Genomic DNA, 25567 nt, shown 5'->3' with positions numbered 1-25567 from the left:
GGTTAAGATCAGACGTGTTGCTGGTACAAGCCTTGAAAAATGTAAGAATACCAGAGACTGGGCTAAAATTAAAGCTATGTTAAAGGATGATATAGGGGAATTTCTTTGGAAAGAAATAAAACGCACCCCTGTTATTTTGCCAATTATTATGGAAATATAATTTGTAGCTGTGTGGTCGAATTATACACACACTCAGGTCTGCATTTAAAGTTATCCGTGCATGACACCGATGTACCAGAAATGAATGTGCATAAGTCTCTTGAAAATGCTGTAGAACAGCCTTTTTTCAAGGTTTCCCACCATTTTTCTTTTCTTCAAAAAGAAGCCTTTGTTCATTGGCATACAGATTCATCTTGGTTCCTCTTGCAAAACCAGCCAGAGTAATATTATATTTTTGGGCCATTTCAATTGCCGCATCTGTGGGAACTGAGCGGGCCACCAGGATAGGGATTTTTGCTTTTATGATTTTTAATATCATATCATTGGGGACTCTGCCGCTGGTAATGAGAACGGTTTTAGACAGATCAGTCTTGTGGTCAATGGCGAAGCCAAGGACTTTATCCACGGCATTATGTCTTCCAATATCCTCCATCAGATAGAGCAGCCCCCGGTCATTATACAATGCACAGGAATGGATTCCCCGGGTTGTTTTGTAGATGTCGCTGCCTTTTTGAAAGTCATTCATATAAGATATGACTGTTGAAAAGTTAATGGTAAAAGAGTGTTCCAGCGGAGACAGATCTCCATCGTTCATAAGATAATAAGCGATGGAATGCTGTTTCCCGCAGGCGGTGGTAACTGTACGGATGCCTTCAGTTGCCTCAATCATATCTTTAAATATATCGTTTCTGGTTAATTTCACAAACGCGTTTCCCCGGTCTTCTTCGATTTCGATGGATATAATATCTGATATTCCGTTAATAATTCCTTCCGTAAATAAATTCCCCAGAACTAATTCGTGTAAATTCTTATGGGTGCAGATAAGGTTTACATAACGAACGCCGTTTACATAGATGGTTAACTTGTATTCTATTAGGATCTCCTGAGGTTCTTCCGACTGTGTATCAGTGCTGCATACTAAAATTTTATAATTTTTACTGATGCGATTGGTAGCTGGCATAATATTCTCCTTTTCCCGCAGAATATGTTGGTTAGTAAGCTTCATCAGGCAGATATAACATAACATTTACTGTAAAGAGGTTCGTTCCTCCTTCCTTAAGTTCGCCGTAATTACATTCAAAAACCCCGTTATATTTTCTGATGGTATGATTAACGGAATTCAGCCCCATTCCATGCCAGGTCTTGTCTTTTTTTGTAGTGTATGGTTTTCCGTCTTTAATACTTAGCTGGGAGGAATCATAGGTATTTACCACCTGTATAGTAAGAACCCCGTGGAGATCAGAGACATGGATGGCAATCTCCCTTTGCTCTCTTGGAAGTTTAATACAGGCTTCCAGTGCATTGTCCAAAAGATTTCCTAAGATAATGGTCAGGTCTATCTTATCTATGTCAAGAATTTTGGGCAGACGAATATGTACATCCGTTTTAACATAAAAATGCTGGGAGAGATAAAGCTTATTGTTAATTAATGCATCAATAACGGGGTGTCCGCTGTTGATCCCGGCTTCCTGGGCTTTTACATTGACCGTGATTTTTTTTATATATTCAATCAATTCTGCGTTTTGCCCCTGTTCAGCCAGACCGGATATGGCTGCAAGATGATTATGCAGATTATGGCGGTCTTCCCTGAGACTTTTTTGAAACCGCTGGATTAGAACCGATTGCTTTTCGTAGGCATCGTTCTGCTGAGAGAGCAGAAGGTTCTCATACTTTAAATTCTCTTCCAGTAAAAGCTTATCATATAAGTAAAACAGTAAAATATTAACGACCAACAAAACAAGAGTCGCACTTGTCAGTAAAAATGAAGATTCAGCCTGATTGGAGATTATCTCTAATGTCATATTGTTTAAGATATAGATACTTCCCACAGGAATCAAAAACATAGCCAGCCAGCGAAGAGGTTTAATATCCGCGTTATAAACCTCCTGTTTATAAAAAAAGACTTTACTCTGTTTAACCAGACCAAACATCATGGTATTTGATAAGACGATTCCAATGATTACAAAATGGTCCTGCTGTATTATGGTTTTAAAAGAAGCTCCAATAAAAAGAACGAGTGCTGCCGCCGTACAATCTTCGCTTGCAAGAGATAGGATATAAATAAAAGAAGCAGCAAGGAGGCGCTTAAATACAGAAGTTTTATACAAAAAGCAAATTATAAAAAAGGCAGTTAAATTAAATACGATATTTAAAGTCGGATTAAATAAATTAAAATACAGATATGCCCCTGCAAGATAGTAGGCCGTATAAGCAATTCCAATGACCCAGGCGGGAGCTTTCCTTTTTTTTAGGAATGTATCAATAAAATCATATATTACATAAGTTCGTAGGATATTCATGAATAAATATGTAATGATTACGTTCATTTGTTATCTTCCTTATTTTTTCTGAGCTGCAAATATTTCGTCCTTATTTCCTTTCTTTTAGGGCCGCTGATTGCCAGTTCGGCTTCATTAGACATGATTACTTTATCATAAGAGATCTGCCTGATATGATTATAATTGATCAAAATGGAATGATGAATCAATAAAAATCCCTGTGTTTCTAATTTCGCAGATACCTCCGTTAGTTTTCCATAGAAAACATAGTTGATGTCTTTCGTAATTACATTAATTTTATGACCTTTGGATATCTCATAATAGATAATATCTTCAATGGGAATATTACATTTTCCTCTGATGATATCCTTAAAACAAAAAAAATCGTCCCGTATTTCACTTAACCGTTTACAGGCACTCAAAAGATCTTTTTTAAAAAGCTCAGGATCAATGGGCTTTGATAAAAAGCGAAAAGTGTCCAGGCAAAAAACCTCTTTTGCCCGGTTATCATAGGAAGAAATGTAGATAATAATTGTTTTTTTGATTTTAAAATAATTCCTTAATCTGGCCCCGGCTTCTATGCCGTTCATACCATTCATACTGATATCCAGAAAAGCCAAATCATAAAAAGTACCTCCTTTAAGTTTTTCACACAAACTCTCCCCTGATGTGAAAGAATCGGTTAAGTAAGAGATATGAGTCTCTGATAATGTACTTCTTATCATAGATTTAATCTGCTCAATAAATATGGGCTCATCATCACAGATGGCAATTTTAATCATGATATTCTCTGTCTCCTTCCATTCTTTTACTAGATAATATTTTATCATAGTAATGTTAAAAAAAGTAGAAAAAAAGTGCGGAAAAAAGAGAAGAAAAAAGAAATATAAGAGAATTTGCTTTTTTTTTATAGAGAAAATGAAAAGATATTTCACAGTGAAAGAGGTTATGCTATACTATGCAAAATTAAGTAACTTAATTTAATATTCTAATACAAAGGAGTGTATAAAAATGAAAAAATTATCTGTTATTATGGGAAACATGGTGTCTGGTCTTGCTCTTATTTCTGCAGTTACAACTAGCAATGTGGCGTGTGGATATATTTATTATCAGCCAGAGATGCCAAAAGAAGTAAAGAAATTAAGAAAATTCTAATGCTATGGTTAGTAAATTAAGCAACATGATAGCTGATCAGCTGATCTCAATGGGGAGATTTAAGGAAGAGGACAGGGCAGTTTATCAGTTTGGTCTTGAGATGCTGTTACTGAATATTTTTAACATTTTAACTGCAGCTTTCCTAGGAGTTTTAATGGGTCAGATACTGGAAAGTTTTCTCTTTCTGGCACTTTTCATTCCTCTTCGCTGCCATGCGGGAGGGTATCATGCAGGTAACCCACTGGTCTGCTATTTAATGTCGAATGCGGTAATTGTAATCATTCTCCTGCTTTTGCGCACCCCTCCCGAAATGGTGGAGCGGGGCGCAGGTCTGGTTTTATTGATTCTTTTGTCTGGCATGGCGGCGATTCTGGCTCCTGTGGAAAACTTAAATAAACCTTTAGATGAAGTGGAGAAAAAAGTTTATGGAATCCGTACCCGAATCGTACTGGCAATAGAAGTGCTTATTGGTCTTGTATGCTTTGCGGCCGCCTCTTTCCAGGGAGTATGGATTGTTACACTCACCATTGTTCTTATGGTGATAACTGAAATTTTAGGACTTATGCAAAATACCTATAGCCGAAGCCGCACTCCGGAAAAAAAAAGGCGGATACAGTAAGGAGGCTGGTGATCGTGGAAAATACTCAGGACAATCAGATTGCTTACATTAATTTGACCACTGGTGATGTGAAATTAGAAACGATCACCAGTGAACTTAGAAAGAACTACATAGGTGGGCCGGGAATTAATACAAAGATTTTGTATGATTCTGATGCGGCAGAATATGATGCGCTTTCAGAAAAAAATTTATTGATCTTCGGTATCGGGCCAAGTGTAGGCACCGGGCTACCAGCCAGTAACCGTTGTACCATTACGGCAAAAAGTCCCATTACCGATGCGTATGGCGATTCCAATCTGGGCGGAGAATTTAACGTAAGACTCCGTGCGGTGGGAATCGATCATCTGGTATTTTCCGGAAAGTCTGATCAACCCGTGTATGTCCTCATAAAAAGCAATCGGGAGATTGAAATCTTAGATGCCAGTGAGCTTTGGGGGATGCATACGGAAAAGGTCACCGGGTTTCTTATGGAGCGCCATGGAAAAGGTTCGGAGGTCACCTGTATCGGACCGGCGGGAGAGAATCTGGTACGTTTTGCAAGCGTCATCATGTCAAAATGCCATGTGGCAGGAAGAACCGGCATGGGCTGTGTCATGGGGGCAAAGAAGTTAAAAGCAATTGTTGTAGAAAAAAAGATTGGTAAACCACAGGTATGTAATTCAAAAAAGGTGAAGGAAATACGGGATCAGTGGATCAAAAAATGCCGTGCATCAGTTATTTTAAAATCAGGAAGCATTCAGGGAACCTTAATGCTGATCAAACGGTACCATAAGCAGGGAGCCTTGCCTATCCGTAATTTCCAGGCGGACGATGATAAAAAGGTGAAGGATTTATACGCTGAGAACTTTTTATACAAACATGAGACGAAACGTAAAGCCTGCATCTCCTGTCCTGTCGGATGTGCCAGAGAATACGAAATCATGGAAGGACGGCACAAAGGAGAAAAAGGAGATCGTCTGGATTATGGTGCGGTAGCAGGCATCGGTCCGTTAAACGGTATCTTTGACTGGGCCAGTATTCTTCATCTGAAAAATCTAAGTGACAATCTTGGGTTTGATGCCATTGAGGGAGGTTCTACCATTGGCTTTATCTTAGAGTGTTATCAAAGAGGCATTATTAAAGATCCGGAAAAGACCTATGAATTTGGCAATGCAGATGATGTGGAAGATCTGATGTATAAAATCTGCCGCAGGGAAGGTATCGGAGATATTGCAGCAGAAGGCGCATACCGGGCTTCCATCGTGTTACATGCCGAAGAGTATGCATTTTGTATCCGAAAGTCCTCTTCCGGACTTCATTCCAATTCCCATCTGGCAAAATCCTTAAGCTATCTTACCTCCACAAGAGGGGCAGATCATCTGAAGGGGTATGTTTTTACTGCAGTTTTTGGCGGATTTTTCTCCGAAGTCGTTTCAAAACATATTTTTAAAACAAAAGCGGAAAAGAATTTTTCTAAAGTAGAGAAAAAAGGCCGCGTGGTGAGCTGGCATGAAAATTATAAGTATGTCATTGACTGCCTGGGTTTGTGCCTTTTTGCCATAACTGCACTTCCAAGTGCGGGCGTTGCTTATTTTAATGAATTTGCAGAGGTCACAAACGCAATACTCAATATTGATTTGACTGATGAAGACATGTACTTTGCCGGAGAGCGTATTTATCAGCTTCAAAACGCATTTAATGTGGCTTGCGGTTTGAAACTGGAAGATTATCACTGGCCCCAGCGAAAGAAAGAAACTGGCGTGAAAGATAAATTCATTAAAGACACTACCATTAAAGTTGGAGGAGAAGAAGGGATGCTGCCGGAATATTTCCGGTACAGAGGTCTGACTCCAAAAGGGACTCCTACCGTAAAACGCTTTCAGGAATTGGGCATTTCCATGTATATAGATAAAGCAAAAGCCACAGATATTGATGATGTTATTTCTGTTAAAGATTTATTAAAAGAAATCGGGCTAAATGCAGAATTGACTAGAAAAGAAAACAGGATCAATGAGATTATGAGCTCCCTGATTTGTAAACTGATGACAAAGCAGGACGAAAAGGCACTGCGTCATATGAAAAGCGAGTAGTATTCCACAGAGGCGGATATCCCATGGATTGGTTAAATAATGAAGAAAAAATTGAGATACGGTCACAGGTTTATATTCCCATTTCTCAGGATCAAATAGACATTGTTTTTGATCATGTGTATGACAGAGAAAAGTTCCATAAATGGTTTGACTTTATGCCGGCTCTTTGGATCAGTTATGACCGGAAACAGTTGGAAACAGGCTGTATTGGAACCATCTGGTTTACCATGCCCCTGTTCTATTACAAATTAAAAGTAACAGAAGTGGTAATGGGAAAATCAATTGTACTTAAGAGTGCGGGCGGTCCCATGAGAGGGAAGGCATACTTTAATTTACACCCGGCTGATGGAGGGGTTATCCTGGAAAATATTCATATACTTTCTGGAAAAAATAAGTTTCTACACTATTATTATGTTTTTTGTTTGGTTCCAAATCATCTGGCTTTTATGAATTGGAGATATTCTGTTTTAAAAAAGCAAATAAAAAAAGAACTTGAGAGAAACAAAAAATCACATAAGTAGAGAGGTGTTGATTATGAGAGGTGTTATTTTAGCAGGAGGTCACGGAACGCGTCTTAATCCGTTAACGATCATTACCAACAAACATTTGCTTCCAGTCTATAAAAAGCCTATGATCTATTACCCCATAGAGACCCTGGCTAAAGTAGGGATTAAAGATATCCTGATCGTGACAAGCGGAGAATATTTAGGGCATTTTTACAAGCTTTTAAAAACCGGTGAAGAGTTTGGGGTAAAGCTTCATTATGAGATTCAGGAAGGCAACGAAGGAACCGGAGCGGCCTTATTATGTGCGGAAGAATTTGTAAGGGGCGACGAGTTTATGGTCATTCTTGGCGATAATATTGTGACGGAGGATTTAACCTCCTTTGTCAGGGATTTTGAATCAGAGAAAGATGAATTCAGTGCCAAGATACTTATTACCCAGTCTGATAATCCAAAGCTTTACGGCGTTGTGGAATTTAAGAAAAATAAAATCACCAGGTTGGTGGAAAAGCCCAAAGAACCATTTTCCAATTACGTCAATACCGGTTTATGGATCTTTAAGCCAGAAGTATTTGAGCTGTTGAAGCAGATGAAATTAAGCTCACGAAATGAATATGAGACCACTGATATTCTCCACCGCTATGCAGAACAGGGACAGCTTACCTATGGGATTTTAACTTCCAAATGGACAGATGCGGGAACCTTCGAACAGTTATATGAGGCAACTGTCTTAATGAAAGAGTTAGAAGAGAAGGAGAAAAAGGAAATTGAAAAAGATCATGTTTATCAGTCTTCCGGTATCAGGACACGTAAACCCTCAGCTCAACCTGTGTAAGGAATTGTCCCAGCGAAATGTGACCCTTATTTATTATACCTTTGAGCAGTATTTCCACAAGTTTGACCAGATGGATGGGGTGGATTTGAGAAAATACCCCGATGATTTCTATCATTATTACAATAAGCTTGCAGCAGATGAGAAGCTTCAGTCCCAGTTTATGAATCTGCTCTATGTATTTTATACATTTACAGAGAAGCTCCTCCCCTTCATGATGAAAGAGGTGGAAAAAGAGAAGCCGGATCTTATTATATGCGATACCTTAGCCATTTGGAGCAAGATTGCTGCCAGGTACTTTCATATTCCTTATGTATATTTTGTAAGCAGCTTTATGGGAGATAAGATCATGATGAAAGAAACTCCGGCGTTTACCCTGAGTCTGGTAAAAAGCGCGGCGGTTTCCATTCCCTATATCATAAAGTTTAACACCATCATAAAACGGTTGGAAAAGCAGTATGGTAAGGTAGTTGATAAACCATGGAATATCATGGAGCCGGAAGGGAAGTTCACCATGGTGGTGACCTCCAGGGATTTTCATCCGGGCGGCTATAAATATCCTTCCAATGTTAAATTTGTAGGCCCTGCATTTGTGGATAAAGAAAACCTTACTGAAAAAAAAGATACCATATTCATCAGCCTTGGGACCATCTGTTTCAGCCACACCTACTGGGATATCTGTATTGATGCTTCCAAAGACCTGGGATATCAGGTTGTGGTATCCTTTGGCGGCAACAGGAATAATAAAGTAAATGAAGTAAACTTACCGGATAACGTAAAGATTTACGAAAATCTAAGCCTGGAAGAATACCGGAAGGTATTAAAGCGGTCTGTATTATTTATCTCCCACGGGGGCTTTAACAGCATCAGTGACTCCATTCTTTATGAAACTCCGCTTATTATATGCCCCGGGCATGCAGAGCAGGCCAGCAATGGCAGAGTGGTGGAAGCAGATGGATGCGGGAAGCTGTTTATGGCAAACACCGAAGCGTTCCGGAAAGATAACTTAAAGGCGCTGATCCTTCAGGTAATTGAAGATGATAATATGAAAAAGAATTTATCAAAGTATCGAAAATCCTTTTTAGAGTCCCCTGGATTTCAACATGTGGTTGATGAATTAGACCAGGAGTTTCAATTGTTCTGATACGTAGATAAGGAGATGGATTATGGCTTTTATTGTAAATACGGCGCAGTACCTGCCTGACAATGAAATATCCAATCATGATTTAGACCAGTTTCCGCCAAAATACCGGCAGCTTATTGAAGAAAAAGCCGGAATTAAGACCAGAAGACATGTGACAGATGAGTGCACCTCAGATATCGGAGCCATGGCAGTGAAGGAGCTCTTACATAAGACGGGGATCCGCCCCACAGAGGTGGATGCCCTCATCTGTGCCACATCGTCTCCTGACCGGATACAGCCTGCCACAGCTACCAGGATACAGGATATATGCGGGTTAAAAAATGCCTATGCATTTGACCTTAATTCAGTCTGCAGCGGAGGAATCTACGGGCTGAAAATCGCTTCTTCCCTTATAAAAGATGGAGCGAAGAATGTGATCGTGGTGGCCTCGGAGGTATACAGCAAGTTATTAAATCCCAAAGACATTGCTACGTTCCCTTATTTCGGGGACGGGGCAGCAGCTGTTCTTTTATCCAGTCAGGGAGCCTATGAACTGAAAGACATCCTGCTCTTTTCCGACGGAAGCGGCTGTGATGTAATTCAGGTTCCGGCAGGAGGAAGTATGCTTCCGGCATCAGCCGTTAAAAAAGAACGGGATTTTTATTTTTCAATGGAGGGACAAAGCGTGTACCGCTTTGCCTGTGAAAAAGGAAGCGAGCTGATTGAGCTCCTGTCAAAAAGGAATGAGGCAGCGGCGGACCGGATTATCACTCATCAGGCCAATTTAAATATCATCAAAGAAATCGCCAGACGTACGGACATTTCTGATAAGAAATTTTTCATTAATGTGGAAAAATATGCAAATACCGCGGGTGCCTCCGTTCTCATTGCCTTAAACGAATATCTTGAGTCGGAAGAAGCAAAAAAGGAAGATCATGTATTTCTTGCAGCCTTTGGAGGAGGTTTGTCCTGGGGCGGCTGTTATCTGAAAAAAGAACATGATACCAAATAGGCGGAGAAGAAAAGGGGAATGAAACTATGTTAGATATGATTATGACACTTGCCTCAGGTGTTTTTGAGGATGCCGATATCCTGCCCACTTCCAGACTGGAAGAAGCGAAGAGATTTGATTCCATGAATCTGGTCCAGTTCATCATTGAACTGAGTGAGCTGCTGGATATGGATATTGAGGATGAAGAAGTGGAAAAAACCATGACATTTGCTGAGCTGGCAAAGAACCTGGAAGCAAAAAAATCACTTAAGTGAAACCAATGATATGAGGTGGTGCCATGGAATTTAGACTTCTTACCGTAGATTCGGAAAAACTTGAGTTTGTAAGAGGATGGGAACATGCATTTAACCGGTCCTTTGATATGCAGGATTATGAATGGATTTTTGATTCCCGTAATCTTGTCTATGGAGCATTTGACCAGACTGTTCTATGTGCAGGATACTGTATCCTGCAAAGCAGGGCTGTTTTCCATGGGCAATTGGTAAAGAGCGGGCTGTGCAACAACGTATTTGTTACACCAGAATATCAGGGATGCCATTTGTTTACAAAGCTTGGGCGGCATGTACTTTTAAAAGCCGGAGAAAGGGGCATAAAGATTTTAGTTGGCTTGCCCAATGAAAACTCCCTGCCAGGGCATCGCAGAGTGGGGTGGACTACATTTCCCAAGAATTATTACCTGGAAAAAAAAGTAGAAGATGTGGAATTTGATCCGTTAGAGGATGAGCGGATCATGTCCATTACCCCTCTTAATTTTCCATTGTGGAAAGAAGCTTTTTCGGAATTTGTCTTAAGGATTCCGGCAGGAAGATCATTTTCCATCATCAAAGAGGTGAATTACTTTTCCTGGCGTTATTTAAAACGTGCTTCCGGGAATTACAAAATATTTATTTATCAGGAAGAGGGAACCGTGAGAGGGTATGTGGTGTATAAATACTACCAGCCTTCTAAACGGATTCATATTCTTGATGTGGAAGCGGAGAATGAGGCTGTCTTTTTGGAGCTATTAAAGGCAGCAGGCACTATAAAAGAACCGGTTTCACTCATTAACGTGTTAAGCTCTACCTTTTATGCGGATTATTTTAAACGTGCCGGATTTAGTAAAAGCACAGAATACAGTAACTTAATAGCATACACCCCCCTGACAAAGGCACCGGTTTCTCTTGGAGATACCTGTAATCTGGTCATTGGGGATAATGAAGTTTTTTAGTACTACAGATAAAGGAGACAGAGCGGTGGCATATGCAAACGCAAGCGTCGTGTTACACGGAGAATTAGACGAAATCTTTGAATTTATATTAGATGGAAGAAACAATAAGAAATGGCGGCCTGGAGTCAAATCGGCAGAATATCCGTCAGAGGAGCCCATTGGTGCTGGTGCTGTTTTTTTGCAGGAGATGAACGGCCCTCCTGCAAGAACCATCAAAGCAGATTATAAAATCATAGAATGTGACCGTTATAAAAAGATATCTTTCTTAATTTTAAACGGTCCTTATACGCCTGTAGGCAGCTTTTCCTTTGAAGTAAACGACCAGGGGATATCTGTGGATTTTTCCATGGAAGAAGCCGGTGTGGTAAACCCGGAACGGGAAATACATTTTCAAAAGGTTGTTAACGATATTCATAATCTTCAGGAACATTTCGAAAGGAAATGATACACGTATGAAAAATATACTCTTAGGAAATGAGGCAGTTGCAAGAGGTGCTTATGAATATGGGGTAACAGTTGCATCCGCCTATCCAGGCACACCCAGTACGGAAATCACAGAGAATATCAGTAAATATGAATCCATTAATACAGAATGGTCTCCCAACGAAAAAGTAGCCTTAGAAGTGGGAATCGGGGCTTCCATCGCAGGAGCCAGAACCATTGTTTCTATGAAGCATGTTGGCTTAAATGTAGCGGCTGATGCTCTTATGTCCATTTCCTATCCGGGAGTGAACGCAGGTCTGCTGCTTGCAGTTGCAGATGATCCAAGCCAGCACAGTTCCCAGAATGAGCAGGATACCAGATATTATGGTATGGCGGCTAAGGTTCCGGTTCTGGAACCCTCAGACAGCCAGGAATGCAAGGATTTTGTAGGATTCGGGCTGGAAATCAGTGAGACCTTTGACACGCCTGTAATTCTCAGGCTGAATACCAGGATATCCCATTCACAAAGCATGGTGGAGCTACTGGGGCAAGTGCCGTACCAGTTAAAGGAGTATGATAAGAATCCCAACAAGTACATCGTGGCACCGGCAGTAGCAAAAAAGAGAAGAGTCATAGCAGAGGAGCGGTTAAGAAAGCTGGAAGAATTTGCAGAGACTACGGAGCTTAACACGGTGGAATACAGGAGCTGGGACATTGGAATTATTACCAGCGGCATTGCGTATCAATATTCCAGGGAGGTGCTTCCCGATGCTTCCTATTTAAAATTAGGCCTTTCCTATCCTCTTCCCAGGAAAAAAATTACGGAATTTATAAGGAACTGTAAGACGGTTTATGTCATTGAAGAACTGGAGCCCATAATAGAAGAGAAGATTAAGTCCTGGGGGCTTTCGGTCATAGGGAAAGAAGTGATTCCCATTATTGGAGAGTTAAATCAGGAGATTATACGGGCATCTGTGCTTAAGGAGACATTGAATGGAGTAACGCCGGAACTTACAAAAGACATTCCTGTAAGACCTCCTGTTCTCTGTCCGGGCTGCCATCACAGAGGGGTATTCTATGTCTTAAATAAGCTAAAGCTTCATGTCTCAGGAGATATCGGCTGTTATACCCTGGCGGCATTTGCACCCTTAAGTTCTATGGATACGTCCATCTGCATGGGGGCCAGCATTGGAATGGCTTTCGGGTTTGAAAAGGCAAGAGGAAAAGAGTTCTCAAAGAAAACCGTTGCAGTGATCGGGGATTCCACCTTTATCCATTCCGGGATTACAGGTCTGATTGATGTGGTATATAACAAGGGAAATACTACGGTTATTATACTTGATAATTCAACCACTGCCATGACCGGGCACCAGGATCATCCGGGAACCGGCTGTACCATTCGGGGAGAAAAAAGTCAGGCTGTTGATTTTGTTGCTCTGGCAAAAGCCATCGGAATAAAACGGATCCAAACCGTAGATGCCCATGATATAGAGGAGCTGGAGCGAATCGTGACAGAAGAGACACAAGCCGAAGAGCCTTCCGTAATCATAACCAGGCGTCCCTGTGTGCTTCTTAAAAACTCCTCTTTGATCCATAAGCCTCTGAGCATCACCCAGTGTAAAGGGTGTAAAGCATGCATGAAGATTGGATGTCCCGCCATATCCTTTTCCCGTGGCAGGGCAGAGATAAAAAAAGAGCTTTGTGTTGGATGCGGGCTTTGCACCAGAGTGTGCAAATTCGATGCCATTAAAAAAGAGGCGTAAGAGGGGGAAAGTGAGATGAATATTCTTATAGCAGCAGTTGGGGGTCAGGGAGCAGTGCTGGCCAGCAGAATTCTTGGAAAGATGGCTCAAAACAGCGGACTGGATGTTAAAGTTTCTGAAGTGCACGGCATGTCTCAAAGAGGCGGAAGCGTAGTTACCTATGTAAGGTTTGGTGAAAAGATTTATTCACCCATCATAGAGAAAGGAACTGCAGATATAATTCTTGCCTTTGAGATGCTGGAGGGGGCCAGATACGTGGAATGGCTAAAGCCGGGCGGAACCTTAATTACCAGCAGTCAACGGATTGATCCTATGCCGGTAATCACCGGCGCAGCAGAGTATCCGGAGGATTTGGAGGAGCGGTTTCAGGCTCTGCCAATTCATTATGAGATTGTTGATGCCCTTGCCTATGCCAAAGAAGCCGGTAATCATAAGACGGTAAATGTGGTTCTTATCGGAGCATTGGCAGCCGCCATTGACATAGAGGAAGAAAAATGGCATGCAGCCATAAAAGAAGCAGTGCAGGAAAAACTGGTAGACATCAATTTAAAAGCGTTCGAACTTGGATATAAAAACAGCAAATCTAAGAAACCAAATGGGGAGAATCATGAGATATAGAAAGTCAATCGGTATCTTAACCGCATTAATCGTTATACTGGCCGGAATTGCCGCTGCCTCCGGAATATTCTTAGCAGGCGGAGGAAGAGAAATCCCGTTACGTTCCATCCATCAAAATCTTGTGATGGCGTATGGACAGGGGCTTTATAAGAATGAATCCGTATCCATGGCATTACAGGCAAGAGCTCAGGATGTAATAACTCTGGTTTTGGGAATTCCCACACTGCTGTGGTCGTTCCTCGCTGCAGGTAAAGGTTCTCTAAAAGGCAGATTTGTTCTGCTTGGGCTTTTGGGATATCTTCTCTATACGTATACGACTTATTCCTTTGGAGCGATGTATAACGGACTGTTTTTAGTCTATGTGGCATTGTTGTCAGCCTGTTTTTTCGCTTTTATTCTGACATTTTTTTCTTTATGGGAAGAAGATATACAATCCAGATTAGACAAAGGATTTCCGGAAAAGTTTGTAGGAGTCATTCTGATTATAACTGCGGTATTAGCTGGCATGATGTGGTTAAAACGGATTTGTGTTCCCCTTATAAACCAGGAGGTTCCAGGCGAACTGGGGCATTACACCACACTGGTGATTCAGGCTCTGGATCTTGCCATTCTTCTTCCAACGGGTATTCTGGCAGGCGTTTTACTTATGAAAAAAAATAAGTTTGGCTACCTCTTAGCACCGGTTATGGTGATTAAGCAGATGGTACTTGTCATTGTGATCATTGCCATGTTTATCAATCAGTCAATCAATGGAGTTGCCACAGATATTACAGAACTGGCTGGTTTTCTGGTGATTGCAGTTATCTTAAGCAGCTGCCTTTACTTATTTTTAAAAAATATCAAAGAATGATGGAAAAGAACAAAGGAGATATCATATGAGACAATTAAATGAAGAGACAAAAAAAGAAATCAAAGAAATGGTGTACTCATTTTTAGCCGATGAGTGTGAAGTTTCCTTAGGAGAGCTTAAGGAAGACTTATCTGTCATTGATGATTTAGACGGAGATTCCCTGATGTTTGTTGAGATGATCGAACAGTTAAAAAAGAAATACAGCTTAAACATCCAGATGCAGAACATCGGAAAATATCTCCTTAAAAATCCGGCAAACACCATCAAAGAAGTGGTTGAGACTGCCTATCTTGTTTATGAAAAGGAAAATGATATTGTAGAGGCGTTGTGATCATGAACAGAGAGTCTGCTCCCATGGTGGAGTTTGATACCGTGGGAGAGTATATCGGAGTATTAAGACTTCATAATGGAAGAGATAATCTGGTGGATCATGCCGTTTTTCTGGATCTTCCAGAACTGAAACAGTGGCTGCATCGTAATTCCTTTAAGGGACTGATTATCACTGGAAATGGAAGGAACTTCAGCAAAGGTGCCAATGTAGAGCGGATCAGGGCGTATAAAGATTGTCCAAAGGTACTTGAAAAAGAGCTGAATGAGGGGAAGAAGATCTTATCCTGCATAGAAGATCTGCGGCTTATCACGGTGGCAGCGATTGAAGGGGCCTGTTTTGGGGCCGGTCTTGAAATTGCCCTCAGCTGCAATTACCGATTGGCGGCCGAATCAGCGTTGCTTTCCTTTCCCGAGGTTACCCTGGGCTTATTGCCTGGATTTGGAGGAACCATAAGACTTCCAAAGCTGATCGGACAAAGAGCAGCAAAAAAACTGATTCTATCAGGAGATATGATCACAGGTCAGGAGGCACTGCGTCTGGGACTGGTGGATGAGACGACCGGAAAAAAAGAAGCGTTTTCGAAAGCGGTGGAACTGATCGAGGGGCTGGCCAACCGCTGCTCTGCCAGACAAATGGAATATTTCGATCATATGATGGATCAGTCAGGGGCCGATTGTCTGCCCATGTACGAGAATGAAAGCAGATATTTTGCAGAGCTCCTAAAAACTATGGATATCTGACTGGACAGGAGATGATATTATTTTAACCAATCAGTGTTGGTTTGAAGTTCAGGGTCATGAACTGGATTCTTTCAAACATGTAAATAATTCGGTTTATTTAAATTATTTAGAAACCGTGCGCTGGAATTTCTTTCGTGAGTTTTCCATGATGGAGGACTTAGAACGGGAGAAACTATATCCGGTTGTCATAGAGGTGAATGTCAAATATATCAAAGAATTGCGGCTGTTTGACCAGTTTGTTATAAACAGCCGTTACTGGATAGAAAACAATTATATTGTATCAGACCATAAAGCGGTGTGTAACGGTCAAAAAAACACCATGATGAAAGCAAAGGTAAAAATGCTTCTTGTGTCCGAGGATCGGATTGTGTATGATATCCCGCCTCACATCAGAGAGATGTTTTCAGCCGAAGAACCAGTCATAGCCCACAGGGGGGAATGATTTGATGGATAACCGTATGTTAATCTGCCAGATCAGAACTGAAAGGGATCTGGCACCTTTTGTAAGTGGAGCCATTGAGACAGGAGAGAGGAACATTATAATCCTGCACCTGAAAAAGGAGTGTTTCAGTATAATACCGGACAGAGATTTTCTGCAGGTAAAAAAAGTTCTTCTTGATCCTTATATCATTTCAGTTTTAGTCATTGACTGTGAGTTTACTATGAGCCTTTGCGAAAGAATGTATGTATTTGATTTGTGCTTTCTCGCCGGACAGGGGGCTATGCGGTATGATCCAAAGCATAGGAGAGGTCTTCATTTTTTGCAGATATTATTCGCACCCAAAGCTTCATTGGGAAAAGAAGCCAGGATCATAAATCGTGAAGAACTCATAGAATATGGATTTGCCAATGCCATGTTAAGGAACGAAAGCTTTCAGGAAGACTTGGAAACACAAATGTCAGACCTTACTCTGGAACGGACGAAAGAACAGCTTCACGGGATTAAAAGCTGTATGAATGCCTACAAAGATTTCTGTCTGTCAGGAGAAAAACTCACCACCGATCCTGAGACAGGTTATTTTTGTAAACTGGCACTTATAAAAACTAAGGAAGATACCAAGTAATGAGACATAAATTTGAGACTATTATATACGAAGAATCGGAAGGCATTGCATATATCTGCATTAATATGCCTCCAGCCAATAAAATGAAATCCCAGTTTCTGTTAGAGATTTCAAAGGTCATAAAGGAATATGCCCTGTCCACAAATGCGTCCGGGATCATTATATATGGAAGCGGAAGACATTTTAGTTCCGGGGCAGATGTTGGAGAGCTGTTAGATTTTATCAGCTCTCATACCATAGTAGAAGATGATGTGGTAACACATTATCCGGAATGGTATGTGGATTGCAAAGAAAGCTTTAAGAAACTCTTTCGTATGGAGATACCGGTGGTAAGCGCCATTGGGGGCTTCTGCATTGGATCCGGATTTGAGCTGGCGTTATCTTCCCATATAAGAATCTGTGAGTCAGGTGCCAGGCTTGGATTGCCGGAATCTGCCTTTGGGCTTTTGCCTGGGGTAAATGGAACCTTGAGGCTTTCGGAGGAAACCGGTTTTTTTCATGCCTATGAAATGATCGTAAAAGGAAGCCTGATTGATTCCCAGGAAGCGGACAAGCTGGGAATGATTGATCTTCTGGTACCTAGAAAAAGCTCCCTGGATTATGCAAAAAAGCTCATTGTTTTTATCAACGAACATCGTTGTGATTATAATTTTGCCAACCGGTTTCATTTTTTAGATGGGTTTAAAGAATACTATTTTAGTTAGAGAGAGGAGTCCATCCGATGGCTATCAATGTAAAACTATCCGGCGCAGGTACATACCTTCCGGGAAATCCCATTGATTTTGACGAAATCAATGATTATCTGGGAGAATTTAAAGAGGCGCCTAAAAAGATCAGAAACTGGGCAGGAAGAGTCCAGCCAATTATTAAAGAGATGCTTGGGATCAATCACTGCTACTATGCCTTTGACAATCAGACAAGGACATTTACGGATGACAATTTAACCATGTCCGTCAAAGCGGCTAAAAAGGCCATGGAAGAAGCCGGTGTTTTGCCAAAGGATATTGATCTTTTAATATACGGCGGTGCGTATTCCCATCAGATTCCGCCTATTACCACCAGAATACAGGAAGAGCTGGGGATTGATATGTGCGGAGAGATTCACATTCATTCCAACTGCACCTCCATCTACAAAGCAATTAAGCTTGCCCATGTCATGCTTGCTTCAGGGGAATATAAGAATGCTCTTGTGATTTCCTCCAGTGTGGCAAGTTCCTGCTTTATCCCGGAATTTTATAATCAGACGCTTATCACCAAAGAGGACATATTCCTGCGCTGGTATCTTTGTGACGGGGCCGGTGCCATGGTATTTTCCGCGGCAAAGGATGAAAAGGAAGGGCTTTATCTGGAAGATACCTACTTTGAATCAACAGGAAGCAAAAAGAAGTCAGCCATGGGAAACAGTTATCCCTATCACTGGACCAATCCAAAAGAGGATTATCAGAATGGTTACCATCATATCCGTCAGATTTATTTAAATGAAATGCGGGACTATGCGATGGAGGAAAATGGAAAATCCATCTTTTATAATGCCCTGGTTCGTATGTTAAACGAAAAAAACATTGACTTAAAAGACTTAAAGCATTTTGTAGTAAATATGCCCTCAAAATTTGTGAGAGAGCTGATTATTGAAGAATGCCTTGGCCTGGGTATCCGCAAAGACCAGTTTTACAGTGCCATCGAAGATGTGGGATATGCAGGTCCTCCCGCCGCTTTAATTTCCATTGACAATCTGTTAAAGGAGCACAACTACCAGAACGGGGATCTGATTTTCAGCTTTGTCATGGAGGTAAGCAAATTCATGCAGGCAGGTTTTACATTAAGAAAAATATAAAGTGAGGAAACGAAATGAAAATACTATTGGTAAATCCTCCCATTCCCAGAGTTTTCCGTATGTTTGATTTTGCTGACGAGGCCGTAAGAAAATCGTTTGGAAGAAGGGTCATGGTCGGTCCGCCTCTTGCTTTAAATGAACTGGCAAGCATGGTACCAGACGATAAAGTGGTGATCCTGGATCAAAAGACAGAAGAAGATAATATACCCGGATATGATTTTGCCCAGGCATATGTGGAAGAATTAAAAAGGTTTTCACCTGATTTCGTGGGAGTTACCTGCATTACCGCCCAGTATAATTCGGTACTTAAAATCTTAAATATCACAAAAGAATACAATAAGAGCATTTTAACCATGGCAGGCGGCATACACCCTACCCTCTGCCCCGATTCTTTTGCAGGCTCAAACGCTGATCTTGTTACTGTTGGAATTGGAAAATACAGCTTTAAAAAGATGATAGAGATGTTTAAGGCAGATGGCTGGCTGGCAGATTTCAGTAAGATTCCAGGACTTGGACTAAATAAAGGGACAAGCCTTTTCTATACCCAGTCCATCTGCAGTCTCAGTACGGAGGAAATTAAGGAGCAGCATATTCTGGATACGGTTATGCCAAACCGGAAGCTGACGGATAAATATAATTATACCATTCGGCAGATGGGGAAAAAGATCCACTATATCAGCACCTCCCAGGGGTGTACCCACAAATGTAACTTTTGCAGCATCTGGCAGACCACGGGCGGCCGGTATTTTCATAAAGATGTGGAATGCATTATCCGGGAATTAAAGACAATGGATGAATATCCCATTATCCGTTTCTGTGATGCCAATACCTTTGGTGATATAAATAAGGCCAGACTTTTATTTACCAGAATTATTGAAGAGGGATTAAATCACCATTATTATCTGGCAGATGTGCGGACGGATACGGTGATCCGGCATCCGGATATTATTGAACTTGCCGTTAAGGCAGGGCTTCGTATCACAATCTGCGGATTAGAAGCCACCAGCAATGAAGAATTAGAAGCTTATAATAAACAAAATACCATCGAGAACATTTCCAGTGCCTTAAAGTTTTTGAACAGTCTTGGGATTTTGGTTAACGGGAATTATATTGTAAGACCGGAATATGTGGAATCAGATTTTGACCGGGTGGCACAGTTTGTAAGCGATAATCCCATTTACCATGCCGGGTTTACAGTGCTTACTCCGTTTCCGGGAACAGAACTTTATGAGACGATGAAAAAAGACATCGTTAATTATAACCTGGATTACTACAATTTAACCAATGCAGTAGTAGAAACCGTGTTGCCGGAACCGAAATTTTATGAACAGGTTGGAAAACTATATAAAACCAGCAAAATTGCAGGAGATGAATATCGCCTTAAATACGGAAGTGACCTGCTGGTAGAATAGGAAAAGAATGACAATAGGAATCGTTGGATCAGGAAGAATGGGACAGGATCTTTTCTATTCCTTAATAGGGTATGAGTGCCGTGTCATACTGGTCTCCAAAAATCCGGAGCAAATAGATAAGATCACAAAGAGAACACAGAAAATATTAAAACGAGACCCACAGCTTATGGGAAAGGAAACTCCCGTAATCACAGACAGCCTGTATGACTTAGCGGATTGTGATGTTGTCATAGAGACTGTGATTGAAAATTTATCCGTGAAGCAGGAAATGTTTCAAAGACTGGGAGAGATCGTAAAAAATACTTGTATCTTTGCCACAAATTCCTCTTCTCTTGACGTAACGGGTGTATTTTATTATGAAAAGGCAAAAGAGCGGTGCCTGGGGCTCCACTTTTTCTATCCATTAAAATTAATCTCCACAGCAGAAGTAAATGCAGGCCCGGATACAAGTGAGGAGACAGTGAAAGAAATGGTCAGGTTCCTTTCTATGACCGAAAGAAAACCTTTGGTATTAAGGGGAGAAAACCGCCTGGTGTTATCAAAGCTTTTGATCTCACTGGCTGCATACACCTATAAACTGTCATTAGAAGGAGAACTGACCTTAAAAGAGCTTGACCAGATCACAAAGCAGGTGCTGCTCTTTGGAATCTTTGAAATGGTAGATTCGACTGGTTTTCCGATCATCTCTCAGTGTCTGGCCAATTTGCCGGACAAACTTCATTCTGTCCTTTATCAGCCTCTTCTTTTAAAAGTAACGGAATTGATGAAACAGGGGAAAGACGGAAGACGGGGAGAGGGACTATTATCCTTAGAAGACATTGGTAAGAAAGATACTGCTGGTATTGAAAACCGGGAAGAGTGCTATGAGGTATATGGGGTAAGATTCCTGTCCTTTCTTCTGAATGAAGCTGCGCGGTACATGAAAGATCCTCTTTTAGATAAAAAGCAGTTTCAGGAAAGTGTACAGGAAGTATTAGGTTTATCTGCTTCACTAAAATTTCTTTATAAGGAACTGAAAGAGAAGATGCTTTTAGAAACCTTAATGGCAGAATATGAAAAGACTCTGGATCCGTTGCTGCTTCCGGCAGATTTTAAGGTATATCGTGAACGTTAGGAGGGTATGCATGCAAGAGAACAAGACTGTAATTACAGGAATGGGAATGATAAATGCTTTAGGAAATACCATGGAGGAAAGCTTTTGTAAGATGATCAGGGGAACTTCAGGAGTAAAACCGATTACGCTTTTCGATCCTTCCGAATTAGAAACAAAGATTGCTGCTCAGGCAGACGACAGCTTTTTAGAAAAGGCAAAAGAGCTGATAAAAAAAAGAGAGCGGGGCAAGATGACCCGCTTAACTCAGATGGCAATAGTGGCAGCAGATGAGGCTGTCAAAGACAGCGGCATTGATTTTGATGCTTGTGACAGAAGCCGTGTAGCAGTAATTTTGGGGATTGTAACTACTGCTTACGGTGATGTGGAGAAAGAACAGTCATCAAGCAACAGCATTGTTAAATCCATGCCCAATGCTCCCAGCGCCTGGATCTCCATCCGCTACGGTCTCAAAGGACCCAATTTTAATGTATCCACTGCCTGTGCTTCATCTGCTTATGCCATTGCATTGGGGCAGCAGCTGATTCAGTCGGGTTTTGCAGATGTGGTCATTACAGGGGGAGCCGATTCCCACATACAAAAAGACTATATCAGGGGATTTAACCAGATCATGACCCTTTCCGTAAAGAATGAGACGCCGGAAACTGCCTGCTGTCCTTTCTCCAAAAACCGGGATGGATTTGTTATGGGTGAAGGAGCCGGCATTATGATCCTGGAATCTGAAAGGCATGCAAAGAAGCGGGGCTCCAGAATCTATGCGGAGGTAGGTGGATGCGCCATTACAAGCGATGCAGGTGATATCACAGCACCGGAAGCAGATGGTGTCATGATGGCAAAAACCATGAAACTTGCCATGGACCAGGCAGGAGTGAATCCGGAAGACATTGATTATATCAACGCCCACGGAACCTCCACCTATTTAAACGACAAATACGAAACCATGGCCATTAAATCCTGCTTTGGCTCTCATGCAGATAATCTTTACGTATCCTCTGCCAAATCCATGATTGGGCATACGGTGGGAGCTTCGGGAGTGATTGAGGGGATTGTTACAGTTTTGACAATGGAACGGGGAATCATTACCCCAACCATCAATTATAAGGAGCCGGACCCGGAACTTGATTTAAATTATGTACCCAATGTTCCGGTTCAAAAAGTGGTAAACATGGCAATCTCTAATTCCTTTGGCTTTGGAGGACACAATGCCAGCATATTATATAGAAAATACGAAGGAGAATGAGGATGAAAAAATATTTAGTTACTGGCGGTGCCGGATTTATCGGTTCAAACTTCGTGAAATATTTATATGAGAAGGAAACCGATATCCATGTGACTGTACTGGATAAGCTTACATATTCCGGTAATATGGATAATCTGGCAGATGTAATGGACCGGGAAGATTTTGAGTTTGTAAAAGGAGATATCTGCGATTCTGAGCTGGTAGAAAAACTGATGGAGGGCATCCATATAGTGGTTAATTTTGCAGCTGAGGTTGCAGTGGATCGTTCCATTGGAAACACCCGGGATTTTTTAATGACCGATGTGATCGGGGTATACGTACTTCTGGAGAATGCATTGAAAAACAGGGAGACACTGGAGAAATTCATCCAAATTTCCACGGATGAGGTGTATGGACAGATTCAGGAAGGAAGTTTTTATGAGACTTCTGAATTAAAGCCCAGAAACCCATATTCTGCCTCAAAGACTGGGGGAGATCGTCTGGCGTACAGCTATTTTGCTACTTATGGACTTCCTGTCTGTATCACGAGGGCTTCCAATACCTACGGACCGTTCGCATATCCGGAAAAAGTGATCCCTCTGTTTATCACCAATCTTTATGAAGGAATTCCGGTTCCTGTGTTTGGTGACGGCAGTCAGATCAGAGACTGGCTCTATGTAAAAGATCATTGCAGCGGAATCTGTCAGGTAATAAAAAATGGCACGAACGGAGAAGTGTATAACGTAGGCGGAGCCCAGGAGGTCACAAATATAGATTTGACGAAACGGATCTTGTCTCTTATGGGAAAAGATGAATCTCTGATTCGCTATGTGAACGACAGACCGGGCCATGATCTTCGCTACAGCTTAAATACAGACAAACTCCGGGCTCTTGGCTGGCAGCCCCAATTTGATATCTTCTCCGGGCTTTCCCAGACTGTGAATTGGTATGTAAGCCACCCAGAGTACTGGAAAAAATTAAGAGGCGGAATGGATCAGCGCTACTTCAAAGGATATTGGAATTAAGAGTGCTGTGTACGGTCTTTTAACACTTATAAAACTTAGGGCAGTCATTCTCTTAAAAGAAGACGTGTATCTGGCAGACTTAGACGCATGCAGGGCAGTAAGTGAGATTCCTTATGAAAATTATTTGTCGGAAGAAGAGAAAGAACGGTTAAAACTGATCACAATCCCACAGTCAAGAAACAGAGTGATGCTCCGGCGTTCCCTGACCAGAATGATAATAAGCAGTTATCTGAATTATTTTCCGGGAAAGATACAATTTTACAGGAATTCCTACGGAAAACCTTCCGTCTTAGAACCGGTCACTGATTTGAAATTTAATCTGTCCCACTGCGGAAAATATCTGATTCTGATTGCAGACAGGAATCGGGAGGTAGGTATCGATATAGAAACAGCACATTCCTTCCAAAAAAGAAAGTATGAGATCATGGAATCCCTCTATTCTCCGGAAGAATCAGCCTGCTATCAGAGCCTTCCTGCAAGGAAGCAGTACCAGATGTTTTGCAGAACCTGGGTCATGAAGGAAGCAGTCATAAAAGCGCTCTCACTGGGCCTTACTGCTGATTTGACAAAAATTTCTCTTCCGGCTGATGTGGGTCTTTCCTGTACCATACTGCCTTTGGATTTTTATAACGCAGTGCTTAAAATACAGTGGATCACAAGAGAAGACAATCAGATTGCAATTGCATATCGGGAGGAAGAAATATGAATGTGCTGGTCACAGGCATCAATGGTTTTGTGGGTGGGTATCTTTTTTCCAGATTAAGGTCTGCCGGACATAAGATCTATGGGCTGGGAAGGGAGCCGTCTTCCCTTTATGACCTGGACGGATATTACACGGTGGATATTACAAAAAAATTTCAGCTGGATCGGGAGTTTGATGCTGTTATACATCTGGCTGCTTTAAACCGTACTACTATTGGAGCCGATATCGACAGCCGGATCTTTAGCCGGATAAATGTGGAAGGAACAAAAAATCTCATTGAATCCTGCGGATATTCCAGGTTTATTTACATTTCCACCGCTGCAGTTTACGCGAGGGAAGGTAAGCTCATCACAGAGGAATCTCCTGTCGTTCCAGTGGGAAATTACGCTGAGACAAAATATGAAGCGGAGCTTCTCTGCCAGAGCCTGATTCCCTGTAAGAAGCTGATGATTCTCCGCCCTGTTAATATCTCCGGAGCCGGGCAAAAAAAGATTGCTGTAGTTCCCCTGTTCTTTGACAGGGCAAGAAATCATGAAGCATTGGAGCTTTCCGTATCTCCTTCTAAGATCATTCAGTTACTTGATGTAACTGACTTTACGATGGCCATTAGTCAGTGCCTTGATTTTTTTTGCAGCGGGATCTTTAACTTAGCCCCACAGGATTGTATGACCATGCTTCAATTGGTAAATAAAATACTTAAACTATGTGATTCTAAGTCTTCCCTGGTCATAAAGGAAGTGAAAGAAGAGGCTCCTTCCCTTGTTTGTGCTGAAAAGGCACGACAGAGGTTGTCATTTCAGGCATTAAAGACCATGAATAATATACTAGAGGATTACTATGAGTCACTAAATGGAGGAACGGAATAATGAAAGTACTGGTAATAGCATCCCATATTGATGATGAAGTGTTAGGATGCGGAGGAACCATAAAAAAGCATACAAAAGCAGGAGACCAGGTTTTTGTGGTGTTTATCAGTTCGGGTTTTTCCAGGCGCTTTGATGAAGCGCTTATAAGCACAAGAAAATCTCATGCAAAAAAAGCGGCAGAAGTGTTGGGAATACAGGAGATATTTTTTGCAGACCATCCCCTGATCATGTTAGATACCATACCCCAGCTGGATATTGTAACGTCTCTGGAGCGGATCATCTTTGAGATAAAGCCGGAAGTTTTATACTGCCATTATGATGCGGATATGAATTCGGATCACCGGATTGTTTCCCAGGCGGCCATGGTCTGGTGCCGGCCATCAAAGACCCCATTTTTAAAAAAAGTATTATTCTATGAAATATTTGCTTCCACACAGAAGTTTGATCCCAATTACTATGTAGATATCAGCGATGAGATCGAGGATAAGATGGCGGCTCTTTCTGTATATTCTACAGAAAATAATGCCCAGACCAGAACCTTAGACACCAGCAGACTGGTAGCAGGATATCGGGGAGCGGAAATCAATACGGCCTATGCGGAAGCATTTTATTTATACCGGGAAATCTTATAAATGAAATTACATGATTGG

Annotated in this window: 30 protein-coding genes; 27 read left to right on the top strand and 3 right to left on the bottom strand. The window is 41.5% G+C overall.

Going from position 1 to position 25567, the window contains the following annotated elements; genetic code table 11:
- The first annotated feature begins 7 nt into the window (after nucleotides 1-7).
- Nucleotides 8-160, top strand: a complete 153-nt coding sequence (locus tag RZO55_RS10955) for a hypothetical protein (RefSeq protein WP_318063716.1) — start codon at nucleotides 8-10, stop codon at nucleotides 158-160.
- Nucleotides 161-286: 126 nt separating this feature from the next.
- On the opposite strand, the gene fdhD is transcribed toward RZO55_RS10955, so the two are convergent.
- The 3 genes from fdhD to RZO55_RS10940 are packed head-to-tail and all read right to left on the bottom strand — an operon-like array spanning nucleotide 287 to nucleotide 3220.
- Nucleotides 287-1120 carry a formate dehydrogenase accessory sulfurtransferase FdhD gene (gene fdhD / locus RZO55_RS10950; protein WP_318064316.1) on the bottom strand — a complete coding sequence of 278 codons (834 nt, stop codon included), beginning with the start codon at nucleotides 1118-1120 and terminating at the stop codon, nucleotides 287-289.
- Nucleotides 1121-1151: 31 nt separating this feature from the next.
- A complete protein-coding gene (locus RZO55_RS10945) occupies nucleotides 1152-2486 on the bottom strand; it encodes a sensor histidine kinase (protein ID WP_318064315.1) in 1335 nt (444 codons plus the stop codon).
- Nucleotides 2483-3220 (bottom strand): LytR/AlgR family response regulator transcription factor, encoded by a 738-nt coding sequence (locus RZO55_RS10940; protein ID WP_318064314.1) that lies wholly within the window; start codon nucleotides 3218-3220, stop codon nucleotides 2483-2485. Before RZO55_RS10940 ends, RZO55_RS10945 begins: the two co-directional genes overlap by 4 nt.
- A 229-nt stretch (nucleotides 3221-3449) precedes the next feature.
- Between RZO55_RS10940 and RZO55_RS10935 the strand changes: the two genes are divergently transcribed.
- The 26 genes from RZO55_RS10935 (at nucleotide 3450) to RZO55_RS10810 (ending at nucleotide 25549) form a co-directional block, all read left to right on the top strand.
- The gene (locus RZO55_RS10935) at nucleotides 3450-3593 is read left to right on the top strand and encodes a cyclic lactone autoinducer peptide (protein ID WP_318064313.1); all 144 of its coding nucleotides are present in this window, start codon (nucleotides 3450-3452) and stop codon (nucleotides 3591-3593) included.
- Nucleotides 3594-3597: 4 nt separating this feature from the next.
- Nucleotides 3598-4212: an accessory gene regulator B family protein gene (locus RZO55_RS10930; RefSeq protein ID WP_318064312.1), complete on the top strand. Its 615-nt coding sequence runs from the start codon at nucleotides 3598-3600 to the stop codon at nucleotides 4210-4212.
- Nucleotides 4213-4226: 14 nt separating this feature from the next.
- Nucleotides 4227-6281: an aldehyde ferredoxin oxidoreductase family protein gene (locus tag RZO55_RS10925; protein WP_318064311.1), complete on the top strand. Its 2055-nt coding sequence runs from the start codon at nucleotides 4227-4229 to the stop codon at nucleotides 6279-6281.
- A gap of 23 nt (nucleotides 6282-6304) precedes the next feature.
- The gene (locus tag RZO55_RS10920; RefSeq protein ID WP_318064310.1) at nucleotides 6305-6802 is read left to right on the top strand and encodes a hypothetical protein; all 498 of its coding nucleotides are present in this window, start codon (nucleotides 6305-6307) and stop codon (nucleotides 6800-6802) included.
- 13 nt (nucleotides 6803-6815) lie between these two features.
- Nucleotides 6816-7619 (top strand): sugar phosphate nucleotidyltransferase, encoded by an 804-nt coding sequence (locus RZO55_RS10915; RefSeq protein ID WP_318064309.1) that lies wholly within the window; start codon nucleotides 6816-6818, stop codon nucleotides 7617-7619.
- On the top strand, nucleotides 7552-8760 hold the full coding sequence (locus RZO55_RS10910) for a nucleotide disphospho-sugar-binding domain-containing protein (RefSeq protein WP_318064308.1): 1209 nt from the start codon (nucleotides 7552-7554) through the stop codon (nucleotides 8758-8760). Before RZO55_RS10915 ends, RZO55_RS10910 begins: the two co-directional genes overlap by 68 nt.
- Before the next feature lie 22 nt (nucleotides 8761-8782).
- Nucleotides 8783-9751, top strand: coding sequence for a 3-oxoacyl-ACP synthase III family protein (locus RZO55_RS10905; RefSeq protein ID WP_318064307.1), 969 nt, complete (start codon nucleotides 8783-8785; stop codon nucleotides 9749-9751).
- Nucleotides 9752-9777: 26 nt separating this feature from the next.
- Nucleotides 9778-10005 carry a hypothetical protein gene (locus RZO55_RS10900; protein WP_318064306.1) on the top strand — a complete coding sequence of 76 codons (228 nt, stop codon included), beginning with the start codon at nucleotides 9778-9780 and terminating at the stop codon, nucleotides 10003-10005.
- 23 nt (nucleotides 10006-10028) lie between these two features.
- A complete protein-coding gene (locus tag RZO55_RS10895; RefSeq protein ID WP_318064305.1) occupies nucleotides 10029-10958 on the top strand; it encodes a GNAT family N-acetyltransferase in 930 nt (309 codons plus the stop codon).
- A 25-nt stretch (nucleotides 10959-10983) separates the two neighbouring features.
- Nucleotides 10984-11403, top strand: a complete 420-nt coding sequence (locus tag RZO55_RS10890; RefSeq protein WP_318064304.1) for an SRPBCC family protein — start codon at nucleotides 10984-10986, stop codon at nucleotides 11401-11403.
- A gap of 7 nt (nucleotides 11404-11410) precedes the next feature.
- Nucleotides 11411-13144: an indolepyruvate ferredoxin oxidoreductase subunit alpha gene (gene iorA / locus RZO55_RS10885; RefSeq protein WP_318064303.1), complete on the top strand. Its 1734-nt coding sequence runs from the start codon at nucleotides 11411-11413 to the stop codon at nucleotides 13142-13144.
- A gap of 15 nt (nucleotides 13145-13159) precedes the next feature.
- Entirely contained in the window at nucleotides 13160-13762 is a 603-nt protein-coding gene (locus tag RZO55_RS10880; protein WP_318064302.1) for an indolepyruvate oxidoreductase subunit beta, read from the top strand.
- On the top strand, nucleotides 13752-14612 hold the full coding sequence (locus tag RZO55_RS10875) for a hypothetical protein (protein ID WP_318064301.1): 861 nt from the start codon (nucleotides 13752-13754) through the stop codon (nucleotides 14610-14612). The genes RZO55_RS10880 and RZO55_RS10875 overlap by 11 nt, the downstream gene beginning before the upstream one ends.
- A gap of 25 nt (nucleotides 14613-14637) precedes the next feature.
- The gene (locus RZO55_RS10870) at nucleotides 14638-14943 is read left to right on the top strand and encodes an acyl carrier protein (RefSeq protein ID WP_318064300.1); all 306 of its coding nucleotides are present in this window, start codon (nucleotides 14638-14640) and stop codon (nucleotides 14941-14943) included.
- Between the two features lie 2 nt (nucleotides 14944-14945).
- Entirely contained in the window at nucleotides 14946-15683 is a 738-nt protein-coding gene (locus RZO55_RS10865; RefSeq protein WP_318064299.1) for an enoyl-CoA hydratase/isomerase family protein, read from the top strand.
- Nucleotides 15676-16125 carry an acyl-CoA thioesterase gene (locus RZO55_RS10860; protein ID WP_318064319.1) on the top strand — a complete coding sequence of 150 codons (450 nt, stop codon included), beginning with the start codon at nucleotides 15676-15678 and terminating at the stop codon, nucleotides 16123-16125. Before RZO55_RS10865 ends, RZO55_RS10860 begins: the two co-directional genes overlap by 8 nt.
- Nucleotides 16126-16129: 4 nt before the next feature.
- Complete coding sequence (locus RZO55_RS10855) at nucleotides 16130-16747, top strand: hypothetical protein (protein WP_318064298.1); 618 nt, start codon at nucleotides 16130-16132, stop codon at nucleotides 16745-16747.
- The gene (locus tag RZO55_RS10850) at nucleotides 16747-17451 is read left to right on the top strand and encodes an enoyl-CoA hydratase/isomerase family protein (RefSeq protein ID WP_318064297.1); all 705 of its coding nucleotides are present in this window, start codon (nucleotides 16747-16749) and stop codon (nucleotides 17449-17451) included. The genes RZO55_RS10855 and RZO55_RS10850 overlap by 1 nt, the downstream gene beginning before the upstream one ends.
- Nucleotides 17452-17468: 17 nt before the next feature.
- Entirely contained in the window at nucleotides 17469-18581 is a 1113-nt protein-coding gene (locus tag RZO55_RS10845) for a 3-oxoacyl-ACP synthase III family protein (RefSeq protein ID WP_318064296.1), read from the top strand.
- A gap of 14 nt (nucleotides 18582-18595) precedes the next feature.
- Complete coding sequence (locus RZO55_RS10840; protein WP_318064295.1) at nucleotides 18596-19993, top strand: B12-binding domain-containing radical SAM protein; 1398 nt, start codon at nucleotides 18596-18598, stop codon at nucleotides 19991-19993.
- Between the two features lie 7 nt (nucleotides 19994-20000).
- Nucleotides 20001-21107 carry a 3-hydroxyacyl-CoA dehydrogenase family protein gene (locus RZO55_RS10835; RefSeq protein WP_318064294.1) on the top strand — a complete coding sequence of 369 codons (1107 nt, stop codon included), beginning with the start codon at nucleotides 20001-20003 and terminating at the stop codon, nucleotides 21105-21107.
- A 10-nt stretch (nucleotides 21108-21117) separates the two neighbouring features.
- Complete coding sequence (locus RZO55_RS10830; protein ID WP_318064293.1) at nucleotides 21118-22344, top strand: beta-ketoacyl-[acyl-carrier-protein] synthase family protein; 1227 nt, start codon at nucleotides 21118-21120, stop codon at nucleotides 22342-22344.
- A gap of 2 nt (nucleotides 22345-22346) precedes the next feature.
- The gene (gene rfbB / locus RZO55_RS10825) at nucleotides 22347-23348 is read left to right on the top strand and encodes a dTDP-glucose 4,6-dehydratase (RefSeq protein ID WP_318064292.1); all 1002 of its coding nucleotides are present in this window, start codon (nucleotides 22347-22349) and stop codon (nucleotides 23346-23348) included.
- Nucleotides 23349-23412: 64 nt separating this feature from the next.
- Nucleotides 23413-24054: a 4'-phosphopantetheinyl transferase family protein gene (locus tag RZO55_RS10820; RefSeq protein WP_318064291.1), complete on the top strand. Its 642-nt coding sequence runs from the start codon at nucleotides 23413-23415 to the stop codon at nucleotides 24052-24054.
- The gene (locus RZO55_RS10815; RefSeq protein WP_318064290.1) at nucleotides 24051-24917 is read left to right on the top strand and encodes an NAD-dependent epimerase/dehydratase family protein; all 867 of its coding nucleotides are present in this window, start codon (nucleotides 24051-24053) and stop codon (nucleotides 24915-24917) included. The genes RZO55_RS10820 and RZO55_RS10815 overlap by 4 nt, the downstream gene beginning before the upstream one ends.
- A complete protein-coding gene (locus tag RZO55_RS10810; RefSeq protein ID WP_318064289.1) occupies nucleotides 24917-25549 on the top strand; it encodes a PIG-L deacetylase family protein in 633 nt (210 codons plus the stop codon). The genes RZO55_RS10815 and RZO55_RS10810 overlap by 1 nt, the downstream gene beginning before the upstream one ends.
- The last annotated feature ends 18 nt before the right edge of the window (nucleotides 25550-25567 follow it).

The organism is Clostridium boliviensis, assembly GCF_033342255.1.
Taxonomy (GTDB): Bacteria; Bacillota; Clostridia; order Lachnospirales; family Lachnospiraceae; genus Lacrimispora; species Lacrimispora boliviensis.
This window is presented reverse-complemented; position numbering and strand designations above follow the sequence as displayed.

Excerpts from the sequence above, each read along its gene's own strand:
- fdhD (WP_318064316.1), bottom strand. The coding sequence starts at position 1,120 with ATGCCAGCTACCAATCGCATCAGTAAAAATTATAAAATTTTAGTATGC.
- RZO55_RS10945 (WP_318064315.1), bottom strand. The coding sequence starts at position 2,486 with ATGAACGTAATCATTACATATTTATTCATGAATATCCTACGAACTTAT.
- RZO55_RS10940 (WP_318064314.1), bottom strand. The coding sequence starts at position 3,220 with ATGATTAAAATTGCCATCTGTGATGATGAGCCCATATTTATTGAGCAG.
- RZO55_RS10935 (WP_318064313.1), top strand. The coding sequence starts at position 3,450 with ATGAAAAAATTATCTGTTATTATGGGAAACATGGTGTCTGGTCTTGCT.
- RZO55_RS10930 (WP_318064312.1), top strand. The coding sequence starts at position 3,598 with ATGGTTAGTAAATTAAGCAACATGATAGCTGATCAGCTGATCTCAATG.
- RZO55_RS10920 (WP_318064310.1), top strand. The coding sequence starts at position 6,305 with ATGGATTGGTTAAATAATGAAGAAAAAATTGAGATACGGTCACAGGTT.
- RZO55_RS10915 (WP_318064309.1), top strand. The coding sequence starts at position 6,816 with ATGAGAGGTGTTATTTTAGCAGGAGGTCACGGAACGCGTCTTAATCCG.
- RZO55_RS10905 (WP_318064307.1), top strand. The coding sequence starts at position 8,783 with ATGGCTTTTATTGTAAATACGGCGCAGTACCTGCCTGACAATGAAATA.
- RZO55_RS10900 (WP_318064306.1), top strand. The coding sequence starts at position 9,778 with ATGTTAGATATGATTATGACACTTGCCTCAGGTGTTTTTGAGGATGCC.
- RZO55_RS10895 (WP_318064305.1), top strand. The coding sequence starts at position 10,029 with ATGGAATTTAGACTTCTTACCGTAGATTCGGAAAAACTTGAGTTTGTA.
- iorA (WP_318064303.1), top strand. The coding sequence starts at position 11,411 with ATGAAAAATATACTCTTAGGAAATGAGGCAGTTGCAAGAGGTGCTTAT.
- RZO55_RS10880 (WP_318064302.1), top strand. The coding sequence starts at position 13,160 with ATGAATATTCTTATAGCAGCAGTTGGGGGTCAGGGAGCAGTGCTGGCC.
- RZO55_RS10875 (WP_318064301.1), top strand. The coding sequence starts at position 13,752 with ATGAGATATAGAAAGTCAATCGGTATCTTAACCGCATTAATCGTTATA.
- RZO55_RS10870 (WP_318064300.1), top strand. The coding sequence starts at position 14,638 with ATGAGACAATTAAATGAAGAGACAAAAAAAGAAATCAAAGAAATGGTG.
- RZO55_RS10865 (WP_318064299.1), top strand. The coding sequence starts at position 14,946 with ATGAACAGAGAGTCTGCTCCCATGGTGGAGTTTGATACCGTGGGAGAG.
- RZO55_RS10855 (WP_318064298.1), top strand. The coding sequence starts at position 16,130 with ATGGATAACCGTATGTTAATCTGCCAGATCAGAACTGAAAGGGATCTG.
- RZO55_RS10850 (WP_318064297.1), top strand. The coding sequence starts at position 16,747 with ATGAGACATAAATTTGAGACTATTATATACGAAGAATCGGAAGGCATT.
- RZO55_RS10845 (WP_318064296.1), top strand. The coding sequence starts at position 17,469 with ATGGCTATCAATGTAAAACTATCCGGCGCAGGTACATACCTTCCGGGA.
- RZO55_RS10840 (WP_318064295.1), top strand. The coding sequence starts at position 18,596 with ATGAAAATACTATTGGTAAATCCTCCCATTCCCAGAGTTTTCCGTATG.
- RZO55_RS10835 (WP_318064294.1), top strand. The coding sequence starts at position 20,001 with ATGACAATAGGAATCGTTGGATCAGGAAGAATGGGACAGGATCTTTTC.
- RZO55_RS10830 (WP_318064293.1), top strand. The coding sequence starts at position 21,118 with ATGCAAGAGAACAAGACTGTAATTACAGGAATGGGAATGATAAATGCT.
- rfbB (WP_318064292.1), top strand. The coding sequence starts at position 22,347 with ATGAAAAAATATTTAGTTACTGGCGGTGCCGGATTTATCGGTTCAAAC.
- RZO55_RS10815 (WP_318064290.1), top strand. The coding sequence starts at position 24,051 with ATGAATGTGCTGGTCACAGGCATCAATGGTTTTGTGGGTGGGTATCTT.
- RZO55_RS10810 (WP_318064289.1), top strand. The coding sequence starts at position 24,917 with ATGAAAGTACTGGTAATAGCATCCCATATTGATGATGAAGTGTTAGGA.